Source organism: Pseudomonas sp. JV414 (assembly GCF_032424305.1).
Taxonomy (GTDB): Bacteria; Pseudomonadota; Gammaproteobacteria; order Pseudomonadales; family Pseudomonadaceae; genus Aquipseudomonas; species Aquipseudomonas lini.
Genome location: NZ_VYKC01000019.1, coordinates 1 through 21,533, shown reverse-complemented (window position 1 = coordinate 21,533; position 21,533 = coordinate 1). Strand labels below are relative to the sequence as shown.

The 21,533-nt window shown below is 58.2% G+C and carries 21 protein-coding genes and 1 rRNA gene; 8 read left to right on the top strand and 14 right to left on the bottom strand.

The window, feature by feature from the left end; all coding sequences use genetic code 11:
• Positions 1–304 (bottom strand): 16S ribosomal RNA (locus tag F6R97_RS19725); the annotation flags it as partial.
• 537 nt (positions 305–841) lie between these two features.
• On the opposite strand from F6R97_RS19725, the gene F6R97_RS19720 reads away from it, so the two are divergent.
• Together F6R97_RS19720 and F6R97_RS19715 are read left to right on the top strand one after the other, a co-directional pair.
• On the top strand, positions 842–2,779 hold the full coding sequence (locus F6R97_RS19720) for an alkaline phosphatase D family protein (RefSeq protein WP_315866963.1): 1,938 nt from the start codon (positions 842–844) through the stop codon (positions 2,777–2,779).
• Between the two features lie 16 nt (positions 2,780–2,795).
• Positions 2,796–3,323, top strand: coding sequence for an adenylate kinase (locus F6R97_RS19715; protein WP_038979070.1), 528 nt, complete (start codon positions 2,796–2,798; stop codon positions 3,321–3,323).
• 60 nt (positions 3,324–3,383) lie between these two features.
• Here F6R97_RS19715 and F6R97_RS19710 read toward each other — a convergent pair whose 3' ends face one another.
• On the bottom strand, positions 3,384–4,559 hold the full coding sequence (locus F6R97_RS19710) for an aspartate aminotransferase family protein (RefSeq protein WP_038979069.1): 1,176 nt from the start codon (positions 4,557–4,559) through the stop codon (positions 3,384–3,386).
• A gap of 102 nt (positions 4,560–4,661) precedes the next feature.
• Between F6R97_RS19710 and F6R97_RS19705 the strand changes: the two genes are divergently transcribed.
• From F6R97_RS19705 to F6R97_RS19695, 3 genes are all read left to right on the top strand, one after another.
• Positions 4,662–5,567, top strand: a complete 906-nt coding sequence (locus F6R97_RS19705; RefSeq protein WP_315866962.1) for a LysR family transcriptional regulator — start codon at positions 4,662–4,664, stop codon at positions 5,565–5,567.
• 343 nt (positions 5,568–5,910) lie between these two features.
• Positions 5,911–6,924, top strand: a complete 1,014-nt coding sequence (locus F6R97_RS19700; RefSeq protein ID WP_038979067.1) for a sensor domain-containing diguanylate cyclase — start codon at positions 5,911–5,913, stop codon at positions 6,922–6,924.
• Positions 6,921–7,325: a GNAT family N-acetyltransferase gene (locus tag F6R97_RS19695; protein ID WP_315866961.1), complete on the top strand. Its 405-nt coding sequence runs from the start codon at positions 6,921–6,923 to the stop codon at positions 7,323–7,325. The genes F6R97_RS19700 and F6R97_RS19695 overlap by 4 nt, the downstream gene beginning before the upstream one ends.
• A 7-nt stretch (positions 7,326–7,332) precedes the next feature.
• On the opposite strand, the gene msrA is transcribed toward F6R97_RS19695, so the two are convergent.
• From msrA to msrB, 3 genes are read right to left on the bottom strand one after another with little or no spacing between them, the layout of a single operon-like run.
• A complete protein-coding gene (gene msrA, locus F6R97_RS19690; RefSeq protein WP_038979065.1) occupies positions 7,333–8,040 on the bottom strand; it encodes a peptide-methionine (S)-S-oxide reductase MsrA in 708 nt (235 codons plus the stop codon).
• Positions 8,041–8,067: 27 nt separating this feature from the next.
• Positions 8,068–9,855, bottom strand: a complete 1,788-nt coding sequence (locus tag F6R97_RS19685) for a cytochrome c biogenesis protein DipZ (RefSeq protein WP_038979064.1) — start codon at positions 9,853–9,855, stop codon at positions 8,068–8,070.
• A 43-nt stretch (positions 9,856–9,898) separates the two neighbouring features.
• The gene (msrB, locus tag F6R97_RS19680; protein ID WP_038979063.1) at positions 9,899–10,414 is read right to left on the bottom strand and encodes a peptide-methionine (R)-S-oxide reductase MsrB; all 516 of its coding nucleotides are present in this window, start codon (positions 10,412–10,414) and stop codon (positions 9,899–9,901) included.
• Positions 10,415–10,567: 153 nt separating this feature from the next.
• On the opposite strand from msrB, the gene F6R97_RS19675 reads away from it, so the two are divergent.
• From F6R97_RS19675 to F6R97_RS19665, 3 genes are all read left to right on the top strand, one after another.
• Positions 10,568–11,284 carry a response regulator transcription factor gene (locus tag F6R97_RS19675; RefSeq protein WP_038979062.1) on the top strand — a complete coding sequence of 239 codons (717 nt, stop codon included), beginning with the start codon at positions 10,568–10,570 and terminating at the stop codon, positions 11,282–11,284.
• Entirely contained in the window at positions 11,281–12,807 is a 1,527-nt protein-coding gene (locus F6R97_RS19670) for a sensor histidine kinase (protein ID WP_048396512.1), read from the top strand. Before F6R97_RS19675 ends, F6R97_RS19670 begins: the two co-directional genes overlap by 4 nt.
• A 137-nt stretch (positions 12,808–12,944) precedes the next feature.
• A complete protein-coding gene (locus F6R97_RS19665; protein WP_038979060.1) occupies positions 12,945–13,649 on the top strand; it encodes a hypothetical protein in 705 nt (234 codons plus the stop codon).
• Positions 13,650–13,719: 70 nt separating this feature from the next.
• On the opposite strand, the gene cyoE is transcribed toward F6R97_RS19665, so the two are convergent.
• The 9 genes from cyoE to moaC form a co-directional block, all read right to left on the bottom strand.
• Positions 13,720–14,607, bottom strand: a complete 888-nt coding sequence (cyoE, locus tag F6R97_RS19660; protein ID WP_038979059.1) for a heme o synthase — start codon at positions 14,605–14,607, stop codon at positions 13,720–13,722.
• Positions 14,608–14,618: 11 nt separating this feature from the next.
• Complete coding sequence (gene cyoD, locus F6R97_RS19655; RefSeq protein WP_038979058.1) at positions 14,619–14,960, bottom strand: cytochrome o ubiquinol oxidase subunit IV; 342 nt, start codon at positions 14,958–14,960, stop codon at positions 14,619–14,621.
• Complete coding sequence (locus tag F6R97_RS19650) at positions 14,961–15,587, bottom strand: cytochrome o ubiquinol oxidase subunit III (protein WP_038979057.1); 627 nt, start codon at positions 15,585–15,587, stop codon at positions 14,961–14,963. It lies immediately after the preceding gene.
• Positions 15,588–15,590: 3 nt separating this feature from the next.
• Complete coding sequence (cyoB, locus tag F6R97_RS19645; protein ID WP_038979056.1) at positions 15,591–17,621, bottom strand: cytochrome o ubiquinol oxidase subunit I; 2,031 nt, start codon at positions 17,619–17,621, stop codon at positions 15,591–15,593.
• A 3-nt stretch (positions 17,622–17,624) separates the two neighbouring features.
• A complete protein-coding gene (gene cyoA / locus F6R97_RS19640; RefSeq protein ID WP_038979055.1) occupies positions 17,625–18,569 on the bottom strand; it encodes a ubiquinol oxidase subunit II in 945 nt (314 codons plus the stop codon).
• Positions 18,570–19,394: 825 nt separating this feature from the next.
• Positions 19,395–19,904, bottom strand: coding sequence for a disulfide bond formation protein B (locus tag F6R97_RS19635; RefSeq protein ID WP_038979054.1), 510 nt, complete (start codon positions 19,902–19,904; stop codon positions 19,395–19,397).
• A 327-nt stretch (positions 19,905–20,231) separates the two neighbouring features.
• On the bottom strand, positions 20,232–20,684 hold the full coding sequence (moaE, locus tag F6R97_RS19630) for a molybdopterin synthase catalytic subunit MoaE (RefSeq protein ID WP_315866960.1): 453 nt from the start codon (positions 20,682–20,684) through the stop codon (positions 20,232–20,234).
• 3 nt (positions 20,685–20,687) lie between these two features.
• Complete coding sequence (moaD, locus tag F6R97_RS19625; RefSeq protein ID WP_008010586.1) at positions 20,688–20,930, bottom strand: molybdopterin converting factor subunit 1; 243 nt, start codon at positions 20,928–20,930, stop codon at positions 20,688–20,690.
• Complete coding sequence (gene moaC, locus F6R97_RS19620; RefSeq protein ID WP_038979051.1) at positions 20,927–21,400, bottom strand: cyclic pyranopterin monophosphate synthase MoaC; 474 nt, start codon at positions 21,398–21,400, stop codon at positions 20,927–20,929. Before moaC ends, moaD begins: the two co-directional genes overlap by 4 nt.
• Positions 21,401–21,533 lie beyond the last annotated feature (133 nt).

Here is a 21,533-nt window from a genome sequence, read left to right as displayed (position 1 = left end):
CTGATCATCCTCTCAGACCAGTTACGGCTCGTCGCCTTGGTGAGCCATTACCTCACCAACTAGCTAATCCGACCTAGGCTCATCTGATAGCGCAAGGCCCGAAGGTCCCCTGCTTTCTCCCGTAGGACGTATGCGGTATTAGCGTCCGTTTCCGAGCGTTATCCCCCACTACCAGGCAGATTCCTAGGCATTACTCACCCGTCCGCCGCTCTCAAGAGGTGCAAGCACCTCTCTACCGCTCGACTTGCATGTGTTAGGCCTGCCGCCAGCGTTCAATCTGAGCCATGATCAAACTCTTCAGTTCAAACATCTTTGGGTTTTTAAGAAACCCTAAACTTGGCTCAGCAATCGTTGGTTACATCTTTGATTTCTCGCGGAGTAACTTGTGATGCTGATAATCTTGTTGACTATCAGTCTGACTCCACAAGCACCCACACGAATTGCTTGATTCAGTTGTTAAAGAGCGATTGGTTAAGATCTTTCGTCTCAACCGAGGCGCGCATTCTACAGCAGCCTCTGTTGCTGTCAAGCGGTTATTTTCAGAAGTTTTCAAAGTTTCGCTTGGAAATCTTTAACAACTTCAACCACTTGCGCTTCCGATCTCTCGTTAGCGGGAGGCGAATAGTACAGCATTTTATTTCGTGGTCAACCACCTGTTGCGATTAATTTTCCCCTTAGCAAAGCGCCTCAAGGCGAGTACTGATTTCTGCTTCTATAAGCAGTCCTTGCTTTACTCATCGACACCCCCAGATTCAGGCATAAGCCATTGGCCATCAGACAATCCTCGCCACCGTCTGCGCTATCATCGCCCGCCTCTCTACACCAAGAGTCTTTAACCAGGATGTCCGTACCTTTGCCATTGCCCGCCGATCACTCTCCATTGCCACCAGTCCTCGTCGGCCCGCTATTACGGCGCCTGGAACCCACGCGACTGCTGCTGTGGCTGGTGGGGTCGCGTGCGCTGACTCTGACGCTGCGTCTGCAAGGAATCGACATCCGCCTCGACGCGGGGCAATGCACGATCATCCCGGTCGGTACTCATGCCTTCGTTCATTTGATTGATGTGTCACTGGATGCCGCCCTGCCCTGCGACACGTTGATCGAGTACGACCTGCTGATCACCGAAGCGGATGGCGCTCAGTCGGGCATCCGCGAATGGGCGCCTCATCTACTATATGGCGAAGCGCGTTGCCCGAATTTCGTGTTGCGCTCGCGGATCGATCAGTTGCTGCATGGCTCCTGCCGTAAACCTCACCATCCGGCGGCCGATGGTTTGTTGTGCGTCGATCGGCTGCTGGAGTCCGAGCCGGACGCTTGCAAGCGCCCCGCGCTATTAATGATGAGCGGCGATCAGGTGTACGCGGACGATGTCGCGGGGCCAATGTTGCGGTCGATTCATGCCTTGATCGAGCGTCTGGGACTGTTCGACGAACACCTCGACGGTGCGGTGGTCAGCGACAGCGCCAGGCTCTATGAACACCCGGCCAGTTACTACCATCGTGCGGATTTGTTACCGGCGCTTGAGAGCAACGAAACCCTGCGCGAACGATTTTTCGGTGGAGCGCGTAAGCCGATTTTTACCAGTAGCAGCGCCGACAATCATTTGGTGACCTTCGCCGAGGTCATGGCCATGTACCTATTGGTATGGTCGCCAACGTCCTGGACACTGATCGCGCCGCAACCACCGGCACTGACGCCCGAACGACGCAAGCGTTATGCCCTGGAGCAGACGCGCATTGATGAGTTCAAGAAAGGACTGGGTGGTGTTGGGCGGGCGATGGCGCATCTGCCGTGCCTGATGATTTTCGACGACCACGACATTACCGATGACTGGAATCTTTCCGCGCAATGGGAGGAAACGGCCTACGGCCATCCGTTCTCCAAGCGCATCATCGGCAACGCACTGCTCGCTTATATGCTGTGCCAAGGCTGGGGCAACAACCCGGACGCGTTTGGCGGCATGCTGGAGAAAACCCGGCTATTGAGTGCCACTGGGCAAGACCATTACCTCGACAGCGATGTCCAGGATAGCTTGATCGATGAGCTGCTGAGCTTTCAGAAGTGGCATTACGTGCTGCCCACCCGCCCGGCACTGGTGGTGCTCGACACACGCACTCGGCGCTGGCGCAGCGAGATGACGCTCAAGCAACCGTCCGGTCTGCTGGATTGGGAAGCGCTCAGCGAGCTGCAGCAGGAATTGCTCGATCATCCCTCGGCGATCATCGTTTCGCCGGCACCGATTTTCGGCGTCAAACTGATCGAAACCGTGCAACGAGTGTTTAGCTGGTGCGGCTATCCGCTGTTGGTGGACGCGGAAAACTGGATGGCCCATCGCGGCGCGGCCCAAGTGATCCTGAACATTTTCCGACACTCCCGCACTCCCGGTAACTACGTGGTGCTGTCCGGTGATGTGCATTATTCCTTCGTCTACGAAGTACTGATCCGACACCGCAAGGCCGGCCCACGTATCTGGCAGATCACCAGCAGCGGCATTAAAAACGAATTCCCGCCCGCCCTGCTCGAATGGTTCGACCGCCTCAACCGCTGGCTCTACTCGCCCCGCTCGCCCCTCAACTGGCTGACCAAGCGCCGGCGCATGCGCATTGTTCCGCACATTCCCGAACACGCCGAAGCCGGGGAACGGCTGTGGAACTCGGCAGGGATCGGCCAAGTGTTCTTCAATGAAAAGGGCCAGCCGCAGGATATTTATCAATTCAATGCGGATGGATCGCCGAAGACGCGGATGATCGCGCCTGAAATTTCCGAAGCGGTTGAATGACTTTGCCCGAGTTGCCATGAGCAATTATTACCTGCACACCATCAACCTCACCCGAACCCTGATCATCGGCAACTCCGGTTCGGGCAAGAGTTGGTTGGCCAAACGTCTGGCCGAGCACCTGCAAGTACCCTGGATCGATCTCGACCTGACTCACTGGATATCCGATGAACACAGCATCGCTCGTCCACGCGCCGAAGCGCTGGGAATGGCGCGGGTGGCAGCCAGTGAAGAACGCTGGGTTATTGAGGGCGTTTACGACTGGATGGTCAGTGAGCTTGTGGAGCAGGCGACGGCGCTGATCTGGCTGTGTCTGGAGGATGAAGACTGCGTCAATAATATTCGCCTGCGAGAGTCGAAGCGGGACGACAATGACGAATTGCTGATCGCGTTACTGGAGTGGGCCGGCAGCTACCGTACTCGTGAAGGGTCCAGTGGATTTGTCGCGCATCAGCGTTTGTTCGAAGGGTTTAGTGCTTCGAAACTTCAACTGATGAACCGGGCTGAAGTCACGGCTTTCGTTAGTACGATGGAACAAACCGACTGATCGTTCCTGATTCCACTGGCGCAGACACCGATTCTGGGGAATGCGCATATCCAAGAGAAGTCAGGCTGCGCTCACCGCCCGACACACCCCTCTGACAATCATCTCCACTTCCCGCTCATCAATCGTCAAGGGTGGCAGCAGGCGTATGGTCTTGCCCCGTGTCACGTTGATCAGCAAGCCGTGATCCCGGGCGGCGATCAGGGTCAGGTCGCGGATCGGTTGCTTGAGTTCGATGCCGATCATCAAGCCCTGGCCACGAATCGCCAGGACGTTGGGTTCATCGGCCAATTCGATGCGCAATCTGGCGAGCAAGCGTTCACCCTGCAGTTTGGCGTTTTCCAGCAGGTCTTGTTCTTCAATAATCTCCAGCACAGTGCACCCCACCCGGCACGCCAGCGGATTTCCGCCAAACGTGCTGCCGTGGCTGCCGGGGGTGAACAGGTCGGCTGCTTTGCCCCGGGCCAGACAGGCACCAATAGGGACGCCATTACCGAGGCCTTTGGCCAGGGTCATGACGTCCGGGATGATGCCTTCGTGCTGGAACGCAAACCACTGGCCGGTGCGGCCGATGCCGGTCTGGATCTCGTCGAGCATCAGCAGCCAGGCGCGCCGGTTGCACAGTTCACGTACCGCTTTGAGATAACCGGGTGGCGCCACTTGCACACCGCTTTCGCCCTGAATCGGCTCCATCAGGATCGCTACGATGCGCGGTCCGTGGGCATGTTGCACCGCCTCTAGCGCTGCGAGGTCGCCGAATGGCACTTTAATGAAGTCCCCCGGCAATTCGTTAAACCCCAGGCGCACCGCCGGGCCGTCACTGGCGGATAAGGTGCCAAGAGTACGACCGTGAAAGGCGTTTTCCATGACCACCACCAGCGGCTGCTCGATGCCTTTGTGCCAGCTGTAAAGCCGCGCGAGTTTCAGCGCGGTTTCATTGGCTTCGGCGCCAGAGTTATTGAAGAACGCCCGGTCCATGCCAGACAACCGAACCAGTTTCTGTGCCAGCTGCTGTTGCCAGTCGATGCTGTACAGGTTGGAGGTGTGCAACAACAGCCCGGCCTGTTCGCTGATGGCCGACACAATTCGCGGATGGGAATGGCCTACATTGGTCACCGCCACGCCCGCCACCGCGTCCAGATATTCGCGACCGGCCTGATCCCACAAGCGCGTGCCCAGACCTTTGCTGAAGCTCAGGGCCAAGGGTTGGTAGGTACTCATCAGGCAGGCGGCGGTCATGACATCAAACTCCATTAATAGTCGGTGTTTTTGCAGTATGGTTAGCCACCTGAGCTGGATAAACACTGCAACACTTCAATCATTTTAAAGCTGAGCTTGATAATGGATTTGTTCCAGGCAATGACCGTTTACGTAAGAGTGGTGGAAGCCGGCAGCATGACCGCCGCCGCTTTGCAGTGTGAAATGTCCACGACCATGGTCGGCAATCATCTTCGAGCCCTGGAGCAACGTCTGGGTGTGCGCCTGCTTAACCGTACGACACGACGCCAGCGGCTGACGGAATTCGGCACGTCGTACTATCAACGTTGTCTCGAGGTATTGGGGCTGGTGGCCGATTCCGAACGCCTGGCCGAACAGACCCTCGACGAGCCGAGCGGCACCTTGCGCATCACCGCGCCGCTGACCTTCGGCACCGAACGGCTGGCACCGGCCCTGAGCGAATTCGCCCTGCGCTGTCCGCAGGTCAAACTCGACGTCGTTTTGACCAACCAGCGCCTGGATCTGCTCGACAACGGTTTCGATGTGGCGATTCGCTTGGGCACTACCGAGATGTCCAACATGATCGCCCGCCCGCTCATCGACTACACGATGACCCTGTGCGCATCGAAGGACTATCTGGCGCGCCGAGGCACTCCGGAAAAACCCGCCGACCTGCAACACCATGACTGCCTGGCCTTCGCCTACCCGGCCGGAGATGACTGGCACTCGGTAGCCAAACAATGGCGTCTGAGAGGCCCCGAAGGCGAAGTCATGGTGGCGGTCAGCGGACCGATGTTGATCAACAGTTCGGCGGGGCTGCACCAAGCGGCGCGCACCGGTATGGGTATCGTGATGGTGCCCGATGCATTGGTGGAGCAGGACCTTCAGGACGGAAAACTGGTGGCCTTGATGCAGGACTACCAATTGCCGAGTCGGCCGATGAACCTGGTGTACGCCCAGGACCGCTACCGTTTGCCGAAATTGCGCAGCTTCGTCGACTTTGCGCTGCAGAGGTGGGGCCAGCATTAGGGGGCGTTCTCAATTAGTTTCCCCACCGCGCCGGGTCTGCTGTTGTGCAGGGCAAGGCGCGAGAAGCGTGGTTTGGTCATTCCAAATAAGCTTCGAGCAACGCAGCCCTGCACAACAGCAGGCCCGGCCCTTCGGGTTGTGCCTTAAAACGGGCCAGGCTGCGTTGCAGGCCTTGGAAAGGGAACAACCATTCCCAGCGGCCTGCGCCTTGCCTGGCCCGCTTTAAGGCGACAACGCGGCGGGAAAACTAATTGAGAACGCCCCCTAGCAGGGGCAATACCCCATGAACTAATCTCCTCGACTGACGAGTCACGTTGATATCAGTTCGGCAGGGAGACCGATGATGGGTGAGGCATCGAATATCGAGCCGTTGAAGTTCAATCTGTCAGATTTTAACGAAGACATGCTGCACACCATTCTGGAACTGGTGAGCGATGGCATCTGGGACTGGAATGCCAACACCGGGTTCGTTTATCGCAACCCCGGGTGGTACGAGATGCTCGGCTATACGCCTCATTCTCTGGATAACAACGTGCTGACCTGGGAAAACGTGATCCACCCCGACGATTTTTCGCGGGTCATGGCACTGTTTGATGACTACCTCAATCAGCGCGCTCCCGGTTATCAAGCCGAGTATCGCTGCCGCATGCGCGATGGCACTTACACCTGGATCGAAGATCGCGGCTACGTGCTGGCACGTAATGCCGATGGTTCGGTGGCGCGAATGGTCGGCGCGCACCGCAGTATCGAAGACAAGAAACGCCTGTTCGAAGAAATGGAACGGCGCAATCAATCCCTCGAAGCCATCGTCGAAGAACGCACCCGGGAATTGTCTCGGGTCAATCAGCAGCTGCAGATTCAACTCGAAGAGAATCGCAAACTGGCGGAAACCGATGTGCTGACGTCCATCGCCAATCGCTATCGACTGGAAAAAGCCCTGCCCCAGGAATGCGACCGCGCCCAACGCTTTCGCCAGCCGCTATCATTGATCGCCATGGACATCGATGACTTCAAAAACATCAACGATCACTACGGCCATGCCTTGGGTGATGCGGCATTGGTGCAGGTGATCGAGAGCGTGAAGCACTGCGTGCGCGAAGGCGATCTGTTAGCGCGCTGGGGTGGTGACGAGTTCATCATGATCCTGCCCAATACTTTGTTAGCAGACGCCAGGGCACTCGCTGAAAGAATCCGTCACGGTTTGTCGAGCCTGCTGCCGGTCGGGGACTATCAAGTCACCATGAGTTTTGGCGTGGTGCAACGTTTTGAAGAAGAACAACAGACCGGCTTGCTGGCCAGGGCCGATCAGGCGCTGTATCGGTCCAAGATCGCAGGTAAGAATGTGATTTCGGGATGAATACTCCCGTGCTTGTTCGTGATGTGCGGCCCTCGGACGTGGAATCCGTGCGTCTTTTTCTTGGCGAGAATGGTTGGGCTCACCGCACCGGCTCAGCTGAGCATTTCGCGCAGTTGATCGCTAACTCCCAACGTACAGCTCTTGCGATAAAGGACTCCCGCATCGTCGGGTTTGCCCGAGGTATCACCGACGGGTTGTCCAACGGTTATCTGTCGATGGTTGTCGTGTGCGGACAAACTCGACGTGAAGGCGTCGGTCGCGCCCTGGTTGAGCATGTCATGGGCGACAACACCGCCATTACCTGGCTTCTGCGAGCAGGCCGTGAAGGCGCCTCGGATTTCTTTTCAAAGCTGGGCTTTGAAACGTCGACCATTGCGATGGAACGCTCGCGCTTGAAGTAGCCAATCACTATTGACCAGCCTTCACCAACACCGGCTTCTCCCGATACCGATCCGGATACAACTGCTTCAACTGCGCTACTTTCGGCAGGTCATTGATCACGATGTAGGGATACGTCGGGTGCTCGGTCAGGAAGTCCTGATGCTCCTCCTCCGCCGGGTAGAAGCCGTTGTAGGTTTCCAGTTTGGTCACGATGGGTTTATTGAACGAATGGGCGGCGTCGAGTTGCGCGATGTAGGCCTGGGCGACGCGTTGCTGTTCAGCGCTTTTCAGGAAAAGCGCCGATCGATACTGGGTGCCGCGATCCGGCCCCTGGCGGTTGAGTTCGGTGGGGTTATGGGCCACCGAGAAATAGATCTGCAACAGGCTGCCATAACTGACTTGAGCCGGATCGTAGGTGACTTCGACGGCCTCCGCATGACCGGTATCGCCATTGCTGACCCGCTCGTATTGAGCGGTGTCGGCTGTGCCGCCCGCGTAACCGGAGACGGCGTTCTTCACCCCTTTGACGTGTTGAAATACCCCTTGGACGCCCCAGAAGCAACCACCCGCAAAAATTGCCGTTTCACTGCGCGCTTGAGTGTTCTCGTCGAGCGTTGGTGGCGAAATGATGACCGCCTCTTCGGCGCCTCCGATAGAGAACGCTGCGCACTGACCGATAACACTGGCGGCGGCCAATCCCAACAGGGTGCGACGCCAGTTATATAGGGTTTTCATGGCTTGTCTCCTGAGTGAATGAGGCTATCAGCCAAACGTAAACGCATACGCCGACACACCGGGATCGAGAAACTCAATGCTGAATGTCCGGTCCTTTACGCCTGCGGTCTGGCGTACCAGTTGATACAACCGCTGCTCGGTGACGCTGCCGCTGCCATCGGGCGCCACGTCGACACCGTGGGCATCACCTGGGGGCTTGCCGTCAATCAACACTTTGAAACGCACCGGTTTGCCGTCAGCACCGGGGCCCAATACCAGATGCAGATCGCGAGCGTGGAAGCGGTAGACGATACGACTGGCCGGTGCGTTTGAAACAGCCCGCTCTGGACCGACAGTCCATTGGCCATCCAGGCTCCAGTTATTGAGGGCCAGCTGTGCCGGTGGGCTATAGGCCGTCACCTTGTCTGGCGCCAGATCGGTTTCAGCAACGAAATGCTCCGCCCGTCGGTAGCCGACATAAGTTTCCGGCGATCGCACTTCATTCATGTTCGGGGCGAGCTGGACACCCTCGGCACGAGCATTGATCAACCCGTCCGCGACTTTCGCGGCCCCCGCTTCGCGCAACAGTTGCTGAATCACTCGCTCCGATTCGGCGTATTTGCCTTCACCAAAGTGGTGATAACGAATGCGCCCCTGAGCATCGGCAAAATAGTGGGCTGGCCAGTATTGGTTGTTGAAAGCACGCCAGACCTTATAGTCGTTGTCGATTGCCACCGGATAAGTGATACCCAGGTCTTTCATGGCTTTGGTGACGTTGCCTACATCACGTTCGAAGGCAAACTCGGGCGTATGGACGCCGATCACCACCAAGCCCTGATCACGATACTTTTCGGCCCAGGCCTTCACATACGGCAGGGTGCGCAGGCAGTTGATGCAGGAGTAAGTCCAGAAATCCACCAGCACAACCTTGCCCTTCAAGGCCTGGGCGGTGAGAGGGGGTGAATTGAGCCATTGCACAGCGCCGTCCAGCGATGGAAGGTTGCCTTCAATCGGTAGTTCGCCCGGTATCTTGGCGGTCATTTTCATACTTCCGGCGGGTTGATCGCCGCCCCGTGGAATCTGCGACATCATCGCCCCACTGTCGGTCGGCAACTTACCGGCGAATCGGCTTACCAACGCCTGCTCGATATCGCCGGTGGAGGCTGTCGATACCCGCGCCAGAATCCCGGTATCCAGCCCCAAAGCGATTGCCGCCACACCGGCCAGCATCGCGCCCCCCAAGCCTCGACGCAGCCACTCGCCTGCGCCTATCGAGCGCTTCATCGCGGCGAAGACTTTACCGCCTAGTAGCAGTGCCGCGGCGAGAGAGGTGGCGGCGCCGGCCGCGTAAGCCAGTAGCAACAAGGTGGTGGCAATGTTTGCCCCCTGCAGCGCCGCGCCAGTTAACAGCAGGCCCAGAATCGGCCCGGCGCAAGGCGCCCAGAGCAGGCCTGTGGCAACACCGATCAGCAACGAAGCGCCGGGACGCGGCCGGGTATCGGCAGCCGCGGCTTCCGACAGCCGACCGCCGGCCGCCACCAGTGGACGCGTCAGGCGCTCGGCCAACCGAGGCAGCAACAGCGTCAGCCCGAACAGTGCAACGAACAGCAACGCGAGCCAGCGACCGTACTGATTGACTTGCACCACCCAGCCGCCGCCCACCGCCGCCAACGAGGCGACGAGCGCGAAGGTCAGCGCCATCCCCGCCAGCAGCGGTAAGCCACTCTTCATAAACGGCTGCCCGGTGCGAGCGAAGACAAAGGGCAATACCGGCAGAATGCACGGGCTGACGATCGTCAGCACACCACCGAGATAAGCGAGGACCAGAAGCCACATAACGTCGACCTGCGTGAAGTGAGTGAAAGGAAGTGCCCATGGATTACGCCTGTGGCTTGAAAGTCAGCGCCAGGCCGTTCATGCAGTAGCGCAGACCGGTGGGCTTTGGCCCGTCTTCGAAAACATGACCCAAGTGACCACCGCAACGACGGCAGTGGACCTCTTCGCGCAGCACGCCGAAGGAGCGGTCCTGACGGGTGGCGACCGCGTTGTCCAGTGGCGCCCAGAAACTCGGCCAGCCAGTGCGGCTGTCGAACTTGGTGTCGGAAGAAAACAACGGCAGATCACAACCGGCGCAGGCAAAAACGCCCTCCCGATGCTCGTTGTTCAGCGGGCTGCTGTAGGCCCGTTCGGTGCCCTCTTCACGCAGGATCTCGTACTGCTCGGCGCTGAGCATGGCGCGCCATTCGCTGTCGCTGTGGGTCACCTCGAAAACCTCTGCCGCGCGGGCCTCATCGATCAGCGCGACGCTTGCGGAAAATTTTGGCAATACACCGACCACCAAGGCTGCAGCCCCCAGCCCGCCGCTTGCTACGAGAAACTGTCGCCGTGAAAACATGGGCCTTCTCCAAAATTCCAGATGCCTTGCATGGAACACAGCCTAGGCTTGAGTTGATCGCCAAATCCTCACGAGGAGTTAAACAATTCGTGATAACTCAGCCTCAGGAAAACCCGCACAATGTGTTCATTGCGTCACAAAGGATTGAGCCCCATGGAACAGACCAAACGCGTCCTGGTGGTCGAGGACGACCTGCATATCGCCGACCTTATCTGCCTGCATCTTCGCGATGAGCAGTTCGAGGTGGTGCACTGCGCCGACGGCGATGAGGGCATGCGACTGCTGCAGCAAGGAAGCTGGGACGCATTGATCCTCGACCTGATGCTGCCCGGCGTCGACGGCCTGGAAATCTGCCGCCGCGCCCGGGCCATGGCCCGCTACACGCCGATCATCATCACCAGTGCGCGCTCCAGCGAAGTCCATCGGATTCTGGGGCTGGAACTCGGTGCCGACGACTACCTGGCCAAACCCTTCTCCATTCTAGAGCTGGTTGCACGGGTCAAAGCATTGCTGCGACGGGTCGACGCCATGGCCCGCAACCTGAAAATGGACGCTGGCAGCCTGATCACGGACGGCCTCTCCATCGACCCGATCACACGTGAAGTATCCCTCGATGGCCGTCGTCTTGACCTCACGCCGCGGGAGTTCGACCTGCTGTACTTTTTCGTCCGTCAGCCCGGCAAGGTTTTCTCGCGCATGGACTTGCTCAACGCGGTGTGGGGCTACAGCCATGAAGGCTACGAGCACACGGTCAACACCCACATCAACCGCCTGCGGGCCAAGATCGAAGCCGATCCGGCGCAACCGGCGCGCATCCTCACCGTGTGGGGACGTGGTTACAAATTCGCGACGAGCGGAGAACAGCCATGAGGTTGACCCTGACCCAACGCCTGTCCCTGGTGTTCGCCGTGCTGTTGCTGGTGTGCTGCGGCACCTCGGCATGGATGCAGGTGCGCTCCAACCAGATGCATGAACTGGAAGTGGTGCAAGGGTTGTCGCGGGATCTGGCGCAACACATCGCCCACGACACGGTGCTAATGGACCGCAATGGCCCGATGCCCAATGCCGTGCGCGAACTGTTCAGCCAGCTGATGCTGGTCAACCCCAGTGTCGAGGTCTATCTGCTGGACACTGGGGGCCGAATTGTCGGCAGCGCCGCGCCCGAAGGCCGGATTCGCCGGGAGCAAGTCGATCTGGCGCCGATCCAGCGTTTGCTCAAAGGTGAGGCCCTGCCGATTCTCGGCGACGATCCGCGCAGCGTCGATGGCAGCAAGGTGTTCAGCGCCGCGCCATTGCGGGTCAACGGTCAACCGGCCGGTTATCTCTATGTGGTGTTGCTCAGCGAAGAGCATGACCGCTTCGCCGAACGCGGCGCCACCAGCGCAGCGCTCAATACCGCGTTGTTGTCCATTGGGCTGGTGGCGTTGCTGTGCCTGATTGCCGGCCTCACAGCATTTGGCCTGATCACCCGGCCATTGCGCCGCTTGACCGAGAAAGTCAGTCAGTTCGATATCAATGGTGTTCCGTCGGCACCGCCCGCCTCGCCCGAGCCAGAGCCGGTAGAAAAAGCCGCCAGCCACGATGAAATTGCCGTACTCGACGCCGCCTTCCGGCAGATGCAAGCGCGCCTCGGCGAACAATGGCGCTCGCTGACCCGCCAGGATCAGGAACGTCGCGAACTGGTGGCGAACATATCCCATGACCTACGCACACCACTGGCCTCGCTGCACGGCTATCTGGAAACCCTGTCACTCAAGGACGCCACGTTGTCCCCTGCCGACCGCCGCCGCTATCTGGGAATCGCCCTGGATCAAAGCCGCAAGGTCGGCGGCTTGGCGCAATCGCTGCTGGAACTGGTGCGGCTGGAGCACGGCTTCGTGCAACCGGTGCTGGAGCGCTTCTCCCTGACCGATCTGGTGCAGGACATCTTTCAGAAATTCGAACTCAGCGCCGAATCGCGCCAGATCGAACTCAAGGCCACCTTCGCCCCCAACGTCTCGGCGGCCTGCGCAGATCTGGGGCTGATCGAACGGGTGCTGACCAATCTGTTCGACAACGCCCTGCGTCACACCCCTCAAGGCGGAGAAATCGAACTCAGCCTCCGCCCTCAGGGGGCTTTTATCGAAGTGACCGTCAGCGACACCGGCCCCGGCATCACCCCCGAGTTGCGCGAAGGTCTGTTTCTGCGTCCGTTCAACATCGGCGGCGCACGACGCGATGGCGGACTGGGGCTGCGGATCGTGCACCGAATCCTGCAGTTGCACGGTCGCGAGATAGAACTGATCGATGTGCCCGGACGCGGCGCGACCTTTCGCTTTTCCTTGCCGGTGGATGAGCAAACGGCGGAACAATGGGTGGTTCGCTCGATGAATATAAATTCGATGGAGAAATAGTCGACGGCGCTGGCAAAAATGCGGACCAGCCGCCTGTTGATCCGTGACAACGCAGCCTCGGTCCAATAGATTAGGCGGCCTGAAAAGGCCTCGTGCTTTCTCGCCTCAATCCAAGTTAAAGAAGTAGTGAAATTTCAATGTCCGATTCCAACACCGCTGAATCCGTAGTCACCTTGTCGTCCAAAGCGGAATACGAAAACTCCATCAATCTTTCACAGCATGTGCCTCAGGCCAAGACCATCAGCGAGATGGTTCTGGACGCTTTTCAATCCACCCGGGAAAGCGACCAGATCCGCGAGTTGCGTGCCGCGATTCGCCAGGCTCATGACAGCTTCGACGACGACAAAGCCTACGATTTGATGGGCGAACTCAAGCAACTGAAAGACGCCGAAGCAGCCGACATCGCCGCCCTGGAAGACCTGAGCAGCAAATTCTCGATCAGCCGCATTCTGTCCAGCTTCAAGGACGATCCGGCGTTCCAGGAAATCGTTTATGGCCTGGCGCTGAAGGTACTGAACCAGACTCACCAAGCCATCAGCAACCCGAGCAGCAGCAAGAGCAAAGCGGCTCGCGCCAAGAAAGAAGTCGAAGTGTTCACCATCAGCAAGGACGGCATCAGCGTCACTCTGCCCCTGCGCACCCCGCGCTCGCGTCTGAACGTTGACCGTGAAGCGCTGGAATTCCTGGGCTTCACTTTCGTCGGCGAAGGCGATGAAGCCGAGCTGGAAAGCGAAACGTTCCTGGACAATGCCGGGGCCGAACAAGCAGTCAACCGCAAGAACATCATCACCGCGCTTCAGCAGCAAACCGCGTTCGACGGCTACAGCATCGCCGCGCAGTAGCGCTAAACGCTAAACAAAAAAGCCCCGCTCTTCTCTCGAAGGCGGGGCTTTTCTTTACAGCATCCGAAGCTTAAGGCGCGTAAGTCAGCAATAGCTCACTCGGCACTTTAAAATCCAGCGACATCATCACGCTCAACGCAGTAATGGTGAAGATCGAGAACACGAACAGCTTGCGTGCCCAGACCGTGTCATCCACTGCCTTGTAACCGGTCCAGGCCATGTACAACCAGTACATGCCCATGGCCGCGGCGACGGCGAGGTAGCTCATGCCGGCGTAGCCACTGAAGGTCAGCATCAAGGTCGCTACGAGGAACGCCAGGATGTAGAGCAGGATGTGCTTCTTGGCCACTTGTATCCCGCGCTTCACCGGCAACACCGGAATCGATGCAGCCAGGTAATCGTTGAAGCGGAAGATCGCGATGGCGTAGGAATGCGGCATCTGCCACAGGCTGAACATCACCAGCAGCGTCAGTGCGGCCATGTCGAAGCTGTTAGTCACAGCCACGTAGCCAATCACCGGTGGCATCGCCCCCGACAGGCTGCCCACTAGCGTGCCGTGAACCGACTTGCGCTTGAGGTACAGGCTGTAGAAGCCGACGTAGATGACGAAACCGATTACCGCGAACAGCGCGGCCAACGGGTTGGCCACCTTGTACAGCAACGCAACGCCGGCAACGCCGAGGACGGTCGCGTAAATCAGGGCCAGTTTCAGGGAGATCAAGCCCTGGACCAGCACCCGGTTTTTGGTGCGTTCCATCTTCAGGTCGATGTCGCGGTCGATGCAGTTGTTGAACACGCAACCGGAAGCCACCACCAGGGACGTGCCGATCATGGCGGCCAGGAAAATGGCCAGATCGACATGCCCTTTCGAGGCCAGGAAAAATCCGCCTGCCACTGAAAGCACGTTACCGAAAATGATCCCCGGTTTGGTGATTTGGATAAAGTGCTTCAAGGACATCCGGACTTACCTCACTTCGCCATCATGTTGGTGTGGATGCTGAACATGATCCACAACGACAGGCCAACCAACAGGACGATTACCAGTGCAGCGAAGACAAACGCGATCACGTTGTTACGCTGCGCTGCGGAACGGTCCAGGTGGAGGAAGTACACCAGGTGCACCAGCACCTGGATAACCGCGAACGCCAGCACGATCCACAGGGTGATCGATTTCGGCAGCGATGGGTACATCACCAGACCGAATGGAATGACGGTCAGGATCACCGACAGGATGAAGCCGATGGCGTAGGACTTGACGCTGCCGTGATTGGCTCCGTCGTGGCCATTGTGGGAATGAGCTGCGTTAGCCATTTACATAGTCCCCATCAGATAAACAACCGTGAATACGCAGATCCACACTACGTCCAGGAAGTGCCAGAACAGGCTCAGGCAGCTCAGGCGGGTCTTGTTGGTCGACGTCAGGCCGTTCTTCTGCACCTGATACATCATGATCGCCATCCAGATCAGACCGCTGGTCACGTGCAGACCGTGGGTACCGACCAGGGTGAAGAACCCGGACAGGAAGCCGCTGCGGCTAGGGCCGTAGCCTTCGGCGATCAACACGTGGAACTCGTTGATTTCCATGCCGATGAAGCCGGCGCCGAACAGGAAGGTCATGCCCAGCCAGCCCAGCACCTGGTTCTTCTTGCCCTTGAACAACGCCAGCATGGCGAAGCCGTAGGTGATCGAACTGAACAGCAGCAGAGCGGTTTCGCCCAGCACGTATGGCAGTTCGAAGATGTCGTGGCCCGACGGGCCACCCGCTACGTTGTTAACCAGTACCGCGTACACCGCGAAGATCGACGCAAACAGAATGCAGTCGGTCATCAGGTAGAGCCAGAAACCGTATACGGTCATCTCGCCCGAGTCGTGGTGATGGTCATCATGCCCATGTCCATCGACATGGGTGTGTCCAGCATTGGTCACTAAGTTCGACATGGTTTAAGCCTGTTCCAACGAGGTTTCAACACGGGTGGCAGTGGCTGGAACTTTCCCGGCCGCTACCAGACGCTTGTGCTGCTCGGCTTCGATGCGCTCGATCACGTCGACCGGCACCATATAGCCTTGATCATCACGTGCAGCGTGGATCACGAAGTACACCACGGTGCCGACCAGACCGACGATGGCCAGCCACCAGATGTGCCAGATCATCGCGAAACCGAACACGGTCAACAGAGCACCCATGACCACACCGGTCGCGGTGTTGTTGGGCATGTGGATCGGCTCGTAACGGGCCGGAGCCTGGTACGCAGTACCGTTTTCCTTGGCTTCGGTGAACGGGTCGATGCTTTCTGCTTTCGGCAGCACAGCGAAGTTGTAGAACGGTGGTGGCGACGAGGTCGACCATTCCAGGGTATGGGCATTCCACGGGTCGCCGTGTTCGCACATGTTCTCTGGCTTGTTGCGATCACGCACGCTGACGTACAGCTGGATCAGCTGGCAGGCGATGCCGACGGCAATCATCACCGCACCGAACATCGCGACGTACAGGTACGGCACCCACTCTGGGTTGGTAGTGGCGTTCAGACGACGGGTCATACCCATGAAGCCCAGTGCATAGAGCGGCATGAACGCGACGAAGAAGCCCGAGATCCAGAACCAGAATGCAGCCTTGCCCCAACCTTCATGCAGCTTGAAGCCGAACGCTTTCGGGAAGTAGAAAGCGAAGCCAGCGATGTAACCGAATACCGCGCCGCCGATGATCACGTTATGGAAGTGGGCGATCACGAAAAGGCTGTTGTGCAGAACGAAGTCAGCACCCGGGATGGCCAGCAGTACGCCGGTCATGCCGCCGATGGCGAAGGTCACCATGAAGCCCAGGGTCCACAGCACTTGACTGGTGAAACGCAGACGGCCCTGGTAGATGGTGAACAGCCAGTTGAATAGCTTCACCCCCGTCGGGATCGAAATCAGCATCGTCGCCAGACCGAAGAAGGCGTTGACGCCGGCACCCGAACCCATGGTGAAGAAGTGGTGCAGCCAGACCATGAAGCCCAAGATCGAGATCGCGCCACTGGCGTAGATCATCGAGTGGTGGCCGAACAGTTTCTTGCCGGAGAAGGTCGAGATGACTTCGGAGAAGATCCCGAACGCCGGCAGAATCAGGATGTAAACCTCGGGGTGACCCCAGGCCCAGAACAGGTTGACGTACATCATCGGATTGCCACCAAGTTCATTGGTGAAAATGTGGAAATCCATGTAACGGTCAAGCGTCAGCAGTGCCAGGGTAGCGGTCAGGATCGGGAACGAAGCCACGATCAGGACGTTGGCCCAGGTGCAGGTCCAGGTGAAGATCGGCATGTCCATCAGCTTCATGCCCGGGGTACGCATTTTCAGCACGGTGGCCAGGAAGTTGACCCCCGTCAGCGTCGTACCTAGCCCGGATAGCTGTAGCGCCCAGATGTAGTAATCCATCCCCACGCCCGGGCTGTATTGCAGGCCCGACAGCGGCGGATAGGCAACCCAGCCGGTCTTGGCAAATTCGCCAACGCCCAGGGACAGGTTGATCAGCACTACGCCGGAAACCAGCAGCCAGAAGCTCAGGGAGTTCAGGAACGGGTAGGCAACGTCACGCGCGCCGATCTGCAGCGGCACTGCAAGGTTCATCAGGCCGGTGAAGAATGGCATCGCCATGAAGATGATCATGATCACACCGTGAGCGGTGAAGATCTGGTCATAGTGTTCAGGCGGCAGGTAGCCAGGCGAACCCTCGGTGGCCATGGCCAACTGGGTACGCATCATGATGGCGTCGGCAAAACCACGCAGCAGCATGACCATGGCGACGATGATGTACATCACGCCGATTTTCTTGTGGTCGACCGAGGTCAGCCACTCGGTCCACAAATAAGTCCACTTCTTGAAGTAGGTGATTGCAGCGAACAGTGCCAGACCACCGAGCGCGATCATGGCGATGGTTATCATCACGATCGGTTCGTGGAACGGGACCGCTTCCCAACTTAATTTACCAAACATCGTTTACTCCTCTGCCCCGGCAGCTGAATGCGAGTTCATGTCCATTCCTTGCGTAGCGGCCACTTCTTTCTCTTTCTTCTCGTGCTTGACCTTCGGACCCGGTTTCATGCCTTCGTACTTGTCTACGATGATCTGGAACAGGTTCGGCGTTACCGAGGAGTAGAGCTCGACTGGGTTGTTCTGGCTCTGCTTGGCAAGGGCTGCGTATTCAGCTTGTTCAAGCTGTTTAGGTGCCTTTTTGACTTCGCTTACCCAAGCGTCGAAATCTTCCTGGGAAGTGGCGATCGCTTTGAATTTCATACCGGTGAAACCCGCGCCGCTGTAGTTGGCGGAGATACCGTCCATTTCAGCGTTCTCATTGGCGATCAGGTGCAGTTTGGTCTGCATGCCCGCCATCGCGTAGATCTGGCCGCCCAGAGCAGGGATGAAGAACGAGTTCATCACGGCGTCGGAAGTGATCTTGAAGTTGATCGGGGTGTGCGCCGGGAACACGATCTTGTTGACCGTGGCGATGCCTTGTTCCGGGTAGATGAACAGCCACTTCCAGTCCAGCGCGACCACTTCGATGGTCACCGGCTTGACGTCGGATTCCAGCGGCTTGTAAGGGTCAAGCGCGTGGGTCGACTTGTAGGTGATGTAACCCAGGGCGATGATGATCAGCACCGGAATAGTCCACACCGCGATCTCGATCTTGGTGGAGTGGTTCCATTTCGGGGTGTAGGTAGCGTTGGTGTTCGATGCGCGATATTTCCACGCGAACAGGAAGGTCATGACGATGACCGGCACGACGACCAACAGCATCAGCAGCGTTGCGGTGATGATCAGGTTTCGCTCATCCAGGCCGACCTGGCCCTTGGGATCGAGCAAGGTCATGTTGCAGCCTCCCAGCAACAACGTGCCGAGCAGCGGCAATAAGCCTAGTAGTCTGGGGTACCTGTTTTTACTCATCTCACGACCTCTAAAGCAGCTTGCGCAATGCAGTTGGGTTTTGATCGCCAACACTTCACCCTGCCAAGGGTTGGCATTTTTCTTGGATTGAATAAGGGCCTGCCCGTCGCGCGTCAGACGCTATTCGACAATTGCTGGGCCTGCGGTGAGTTCTTATTCGAATTCGTGGTCAAGGGCCTTGTTACAGACCAATTCCATTTGGTGCGGATAGTCGGAAGGCACCGACACCTGGGAGTCGCATGAAGCCATCAGGCCTCTCGACACCCTAGTTCTGCTCATGCACCTGAGTAAGGGTGAGCAGTGCCGGGAATTCAGTGCGGGCGATTGTAGATATGTAACGATTCATAAACCATGTCTCATCCCGAAATAATTTATATCCGATCCGGCAACAATCATTAACGGCTTTTGCAAAAGTGCGCCATGGTATCGAAATTAATTCTCAACAAAAACACCAAAAATTGTAGGTCTACCACGCGAAGTTCAGACAGCTTCCAAGGCTCTGGACTCGCCTTCGACCCTGCTCTACCCCCTGTGTGACAAGGACTTTGGCAATTCGCCAGGCCCTGTTAAAACTGCCTGTTTCGACTGTCGAGCGCTGAAACCGGCAGCGCCTGGAAGAGCCGATTTTGGTGCGAAGCGATGCCCTGAATCAGCGATTTGAAATGCCTTGCGACACTCAAGCTGTGACAACATGTCGCACACATGTCGCACCCTTCCTTGTCGAGCATCAAGGTCTTTTTACCTGACCTGCGAATACGCAAAACGCCCCGGCCTCTTAACGAGAACCGGGGCGTTTTTTTGCCTGCAACGATACGGCGAACAGCCTCAGCGCAGCGCTTTGCGGTTACGCGAAGTGAGCAACGGCACCAGCACCACGATCAGCACAAACGCCAGCAGCGCCCACTGTGCCAGGGACAAGCCGAGGATCGGCGGGTACGGCGTAGAGCAGAAACCGTCGACCTGGAAGCCCAGCGGGAAGATCTTCGCCAGCGGCAAACCGTCGACGATCGGTTGCAGCACATCGATGCCGCAACTGACCGCCGGGTAAAACTGCGTGTAGACGTGATGCCCGGCCACCCCGGCACCCGCGATGGCACAGATCACCACCAACGTTTCGAACAGCGTGATGCTGCGGCGGGTGCGCGTCGCTGCGCCGATAAAGGCGAACAGCGCAATCAGCAACAGCGCGTAGCGTTGCAGGATGCACAGCGGGCACGGTGCCTCGCCCAGAGCCACTTGCATGTACAGCGCACCACCGATCAGCGCCAGGCAAATAATGCCCAGAAGCACCAGATAGCGCCGTTCACGCCCCAACCGCATCGTTTCCTCGCTCATCGCGTTTCCCTTTTGTGTCCGTGGATCAACTCGTCGGCGGCTGCGCTTGCAGCTGCGGCGTCAGGCTGATGCTGTCTTTGATATGCCAACTGGCGGCAATGCGATCTTGTCGATCTGATATCGGTTGCCCGGAAGTCTACACGCTGACCCGATCTTTGAGAGCCTTGAACGGCCTCTGAACCTGGCCTCGGGCAAGGGATCTTATCGATGAACAGCTTCGACAAGGCCGCTTTGGCCAATGTCGGGGAATAAACGATAAACCGGTTAAGAACGGATTAACTTTCAAGTGTTTTTCAAGCATCGAGCCCCTGAAGACGGATCGATTGCTTACTGCTTCCAGCGATCCGCCGCCGCATGATCGCTGTCACGCCCTTCCACCCAGCGCGGTCCATCACGGGTGTTTTCTTTCTTCCAGAACGGCGCGCGGGTTTTCAGGTAGTCCATGACAAAGGCACAGGCATCGAACGCCGCCTGACGGTGAGCGCTGGCGGCGCCGACGAAGACAATCGGCTCGCCCGGCTCCAGCGCGCCGATGCGATGCAACACTTCCAGCTTCAACAGCGGCCAGCGCTGCTCGGCCTCCACGGCAATCTTGCCCAGGGCTTTTTCGGTCATGCCCGGGTAGTGCTCCAGAAACATCCCGGCGACCTCGAGGCCGTCATTGAAGTCGCGTACGTAGCCGACAAAACTCACCACTGCACCAACGCCCACATTGGCCGCGTGCATGGCGTTGACTTCGCTGCCCGGGTCGAACGGCGTGGACTGCACGCGAATCGCCATGGCTCAGCCCCCGGTCACGGTCGGAAAAAACGCCACTTCATCGCCATCGCTCACCGGTTCGTCGAGCTGGCAGAGGTCTTCGTTGCGGGCGCACATCAGATTCTGCTCGCTCAGCACCTCGGCGCCATCACGTTGAGCGAGCAGCGCGCGCACATCGTCGACCGTGGCGAAATCACCTTCGACCTTCACCGAGTCCACGCCGAGCGCTTCACGGTAACGGGCGAAAAACTTCACAGTAACGTTCATGGTTGATCCGCCTGAAAATGGCCGCTCTTGCCGCCGAGTTTCTCCAGCAGCCGCACGCTCTCGATGGTCATGCCACGATCCACGGCCTTGCACATGTCATAGATGGTCAGCGCCGCGACGCTGGCGGCAGTCAGCGCTTCCATTTCGACGCCGGTCTGCCCGGACAACTTGCAGCACGCCACGATGCGCACGGTGTCGTCGCCTTCGGCACTGAGTTCAACCTTGACGCCGGTGAGCATCAACGGGTGGCACAGCGGAATCAGATCACTGGTTTTTTTCGCCGCCTGGATGCCGGCGATCCGCGCCACGGCGAACACGTCACCCTTGGGATGGCCGCCAGCAACGATCATCTGCAGGGTTTCGGGCAGCATGCGCACCAGCGCTTGGGCCGTCGCTTCACGGAACGTCACGGTTTTTTCAGTGACGTCGACCATATTGGCGCGACCTTGGGAATCGAGATGAGTCAGCACAGGGATACTCCTGATCAGGAGCATCGATTGTAAACCTGTGGGTCAAATTTCCGCACGTTTGATTATCCGATTACCACAATCCCCTTGTGGGAGCGGGCTTGCTCGCGAATGCGGTGTATCAGTTGAAATATAT

Bases quoted from the DNA above. Each gene is read 5' to 3' on its own strand.
- F6R97_RS19700 (WP_038979067.1), top strand. From the start codon at position 5,911: ATGGGTGAGGCATCGAATATCGAGCCGTTGAAGTTCAATCTGTCAGAT.
- cyoA (WP_038979055.1), bottom strand. From the start codon at position 18,569: ATGAGTAAAAACAGGTACCCCAGACTACTAGGCTTATTGCCGCTGCTC.
- cyoE (WP_038979059.1), bottom strand. From the start codon at position 14,607: ATGTCCTTGAAGCACTTTATCCAAATCACCAAACCGGGGATCATTTTC.
- cyoB (WP_038979056.1), bottom strand. From the start codon at position 17,621: ATGTTTGGTAAATTAAGTTGGGAAGCGGTCCCGTTCCACGAACCGATC.
- msrB (WP_038979063.1), bottom strand. From the start codon at position 10,414: ATGTTTTCACGGCGACAGTTTCTCGTAGCAAGCGGCGGGCTGGGGGCT.
- F6R97_RS19695 (WP_315866961.1), top strand. From the start codon at position 6,921: ATGAATACTCCCGTGCTTGTTCGTGATGTGCGGCCCTCGGACGTGGAA.
- F6R97_RS19670 (WP_048396512.1), top strand. From the start codon at position 11,281: ATGAGGTTGACCCTGACCCAACGCCTGTCCCTGGTGTTCGCCGTGCTG.
- F6R97_RS19685 (WP_038979064.1), bottom strand. From the start codon at position 9,855: ATGTGGCTTCTGGTCCTCGCTTATCTCGGTGGTGTGCTGACGATCGTC.
- moaD (WP_008010586.1), bottom strand. From the start codon at position 20,930: ATGAACGTTACTGTGAAGTTTTTCGCCCGTTACCGTGAAGCGCTCGGC.
- moaE (WP_315866960.1), bottom strand. From the start codon at position 20,684: ATGGCGATTCGCGTGCAGTCCACGCCGTTCGACCCGGGCAGCGAAGTC.
- F6R97_RS19675 (WP_038979062.1), top strand. From the start codon at position 10,568: ATGGAACAGACCAAACGCGTCCTGGTGGTCGAGGACGACCTGCATATC.
- F6R97_RS19715 (WP_038979070.1), top strand. From the start codon at position 2,796: ATGAGCAATTATTACCTGCACACCATCAACCTCACCCGAACCCTGATC.
- F6R97_RS19710 (WP_038979069.1), bottom strand. From the start codon at position 4,559: ATGACCGCCGCCTGCCTGATGAGTACCTACCAACCCTTGGCCCTGAGC.
- F6R97_RS19720 (WP_315866963.1), top strand. From the start codon at position 842: ATGTCCGTACCTTTGCCATTGCCCGCCGATCACTCTCCATTGCCACCA.
- F6R97_RS19650 (WP_038979057.1), bottom strand. From the start codon at position 15,587: ATGTCGAACTTAGTGACCAATGCTGGACACACCCATGTCGATGGACAT.
- F6R97_RS19705 (WP_315866962.1), top strand. From the start codon at position 4,662: ATGGATTTGTTCCAGGCAATGACCGTTTACGTAAGAGTGGTGGAAGCC.
- F6R97_RS19635 (WP_038979054.1), bottom strand. From the start codon at position 19,904: ATGAGCGAGGAAACGATGCGGTTGGGGCGTGAACGGCGCTATCTGGTG.
- cyoD (WP_038979058.1), bottom strand. From the start codon at position 14,960: ATGGCTAACGCAGCTCATTCCCACAATGGCCACGACGGAGCCAATCAC.
- msrA (WP_038979065.1), bottom strand. From the start codon at position 8,040: ATGAAAACCCTATATAACTGGCGTCGCACCCTGTTGGGATTGGCCGCC.
- F6R97_RS19665 (WP_038979060.1), top strand. From the start codon at position 12,945: ATGTCCGATTCCAACACCGCTGAATCCGTAGTCACCTTGTCGTCCAAA.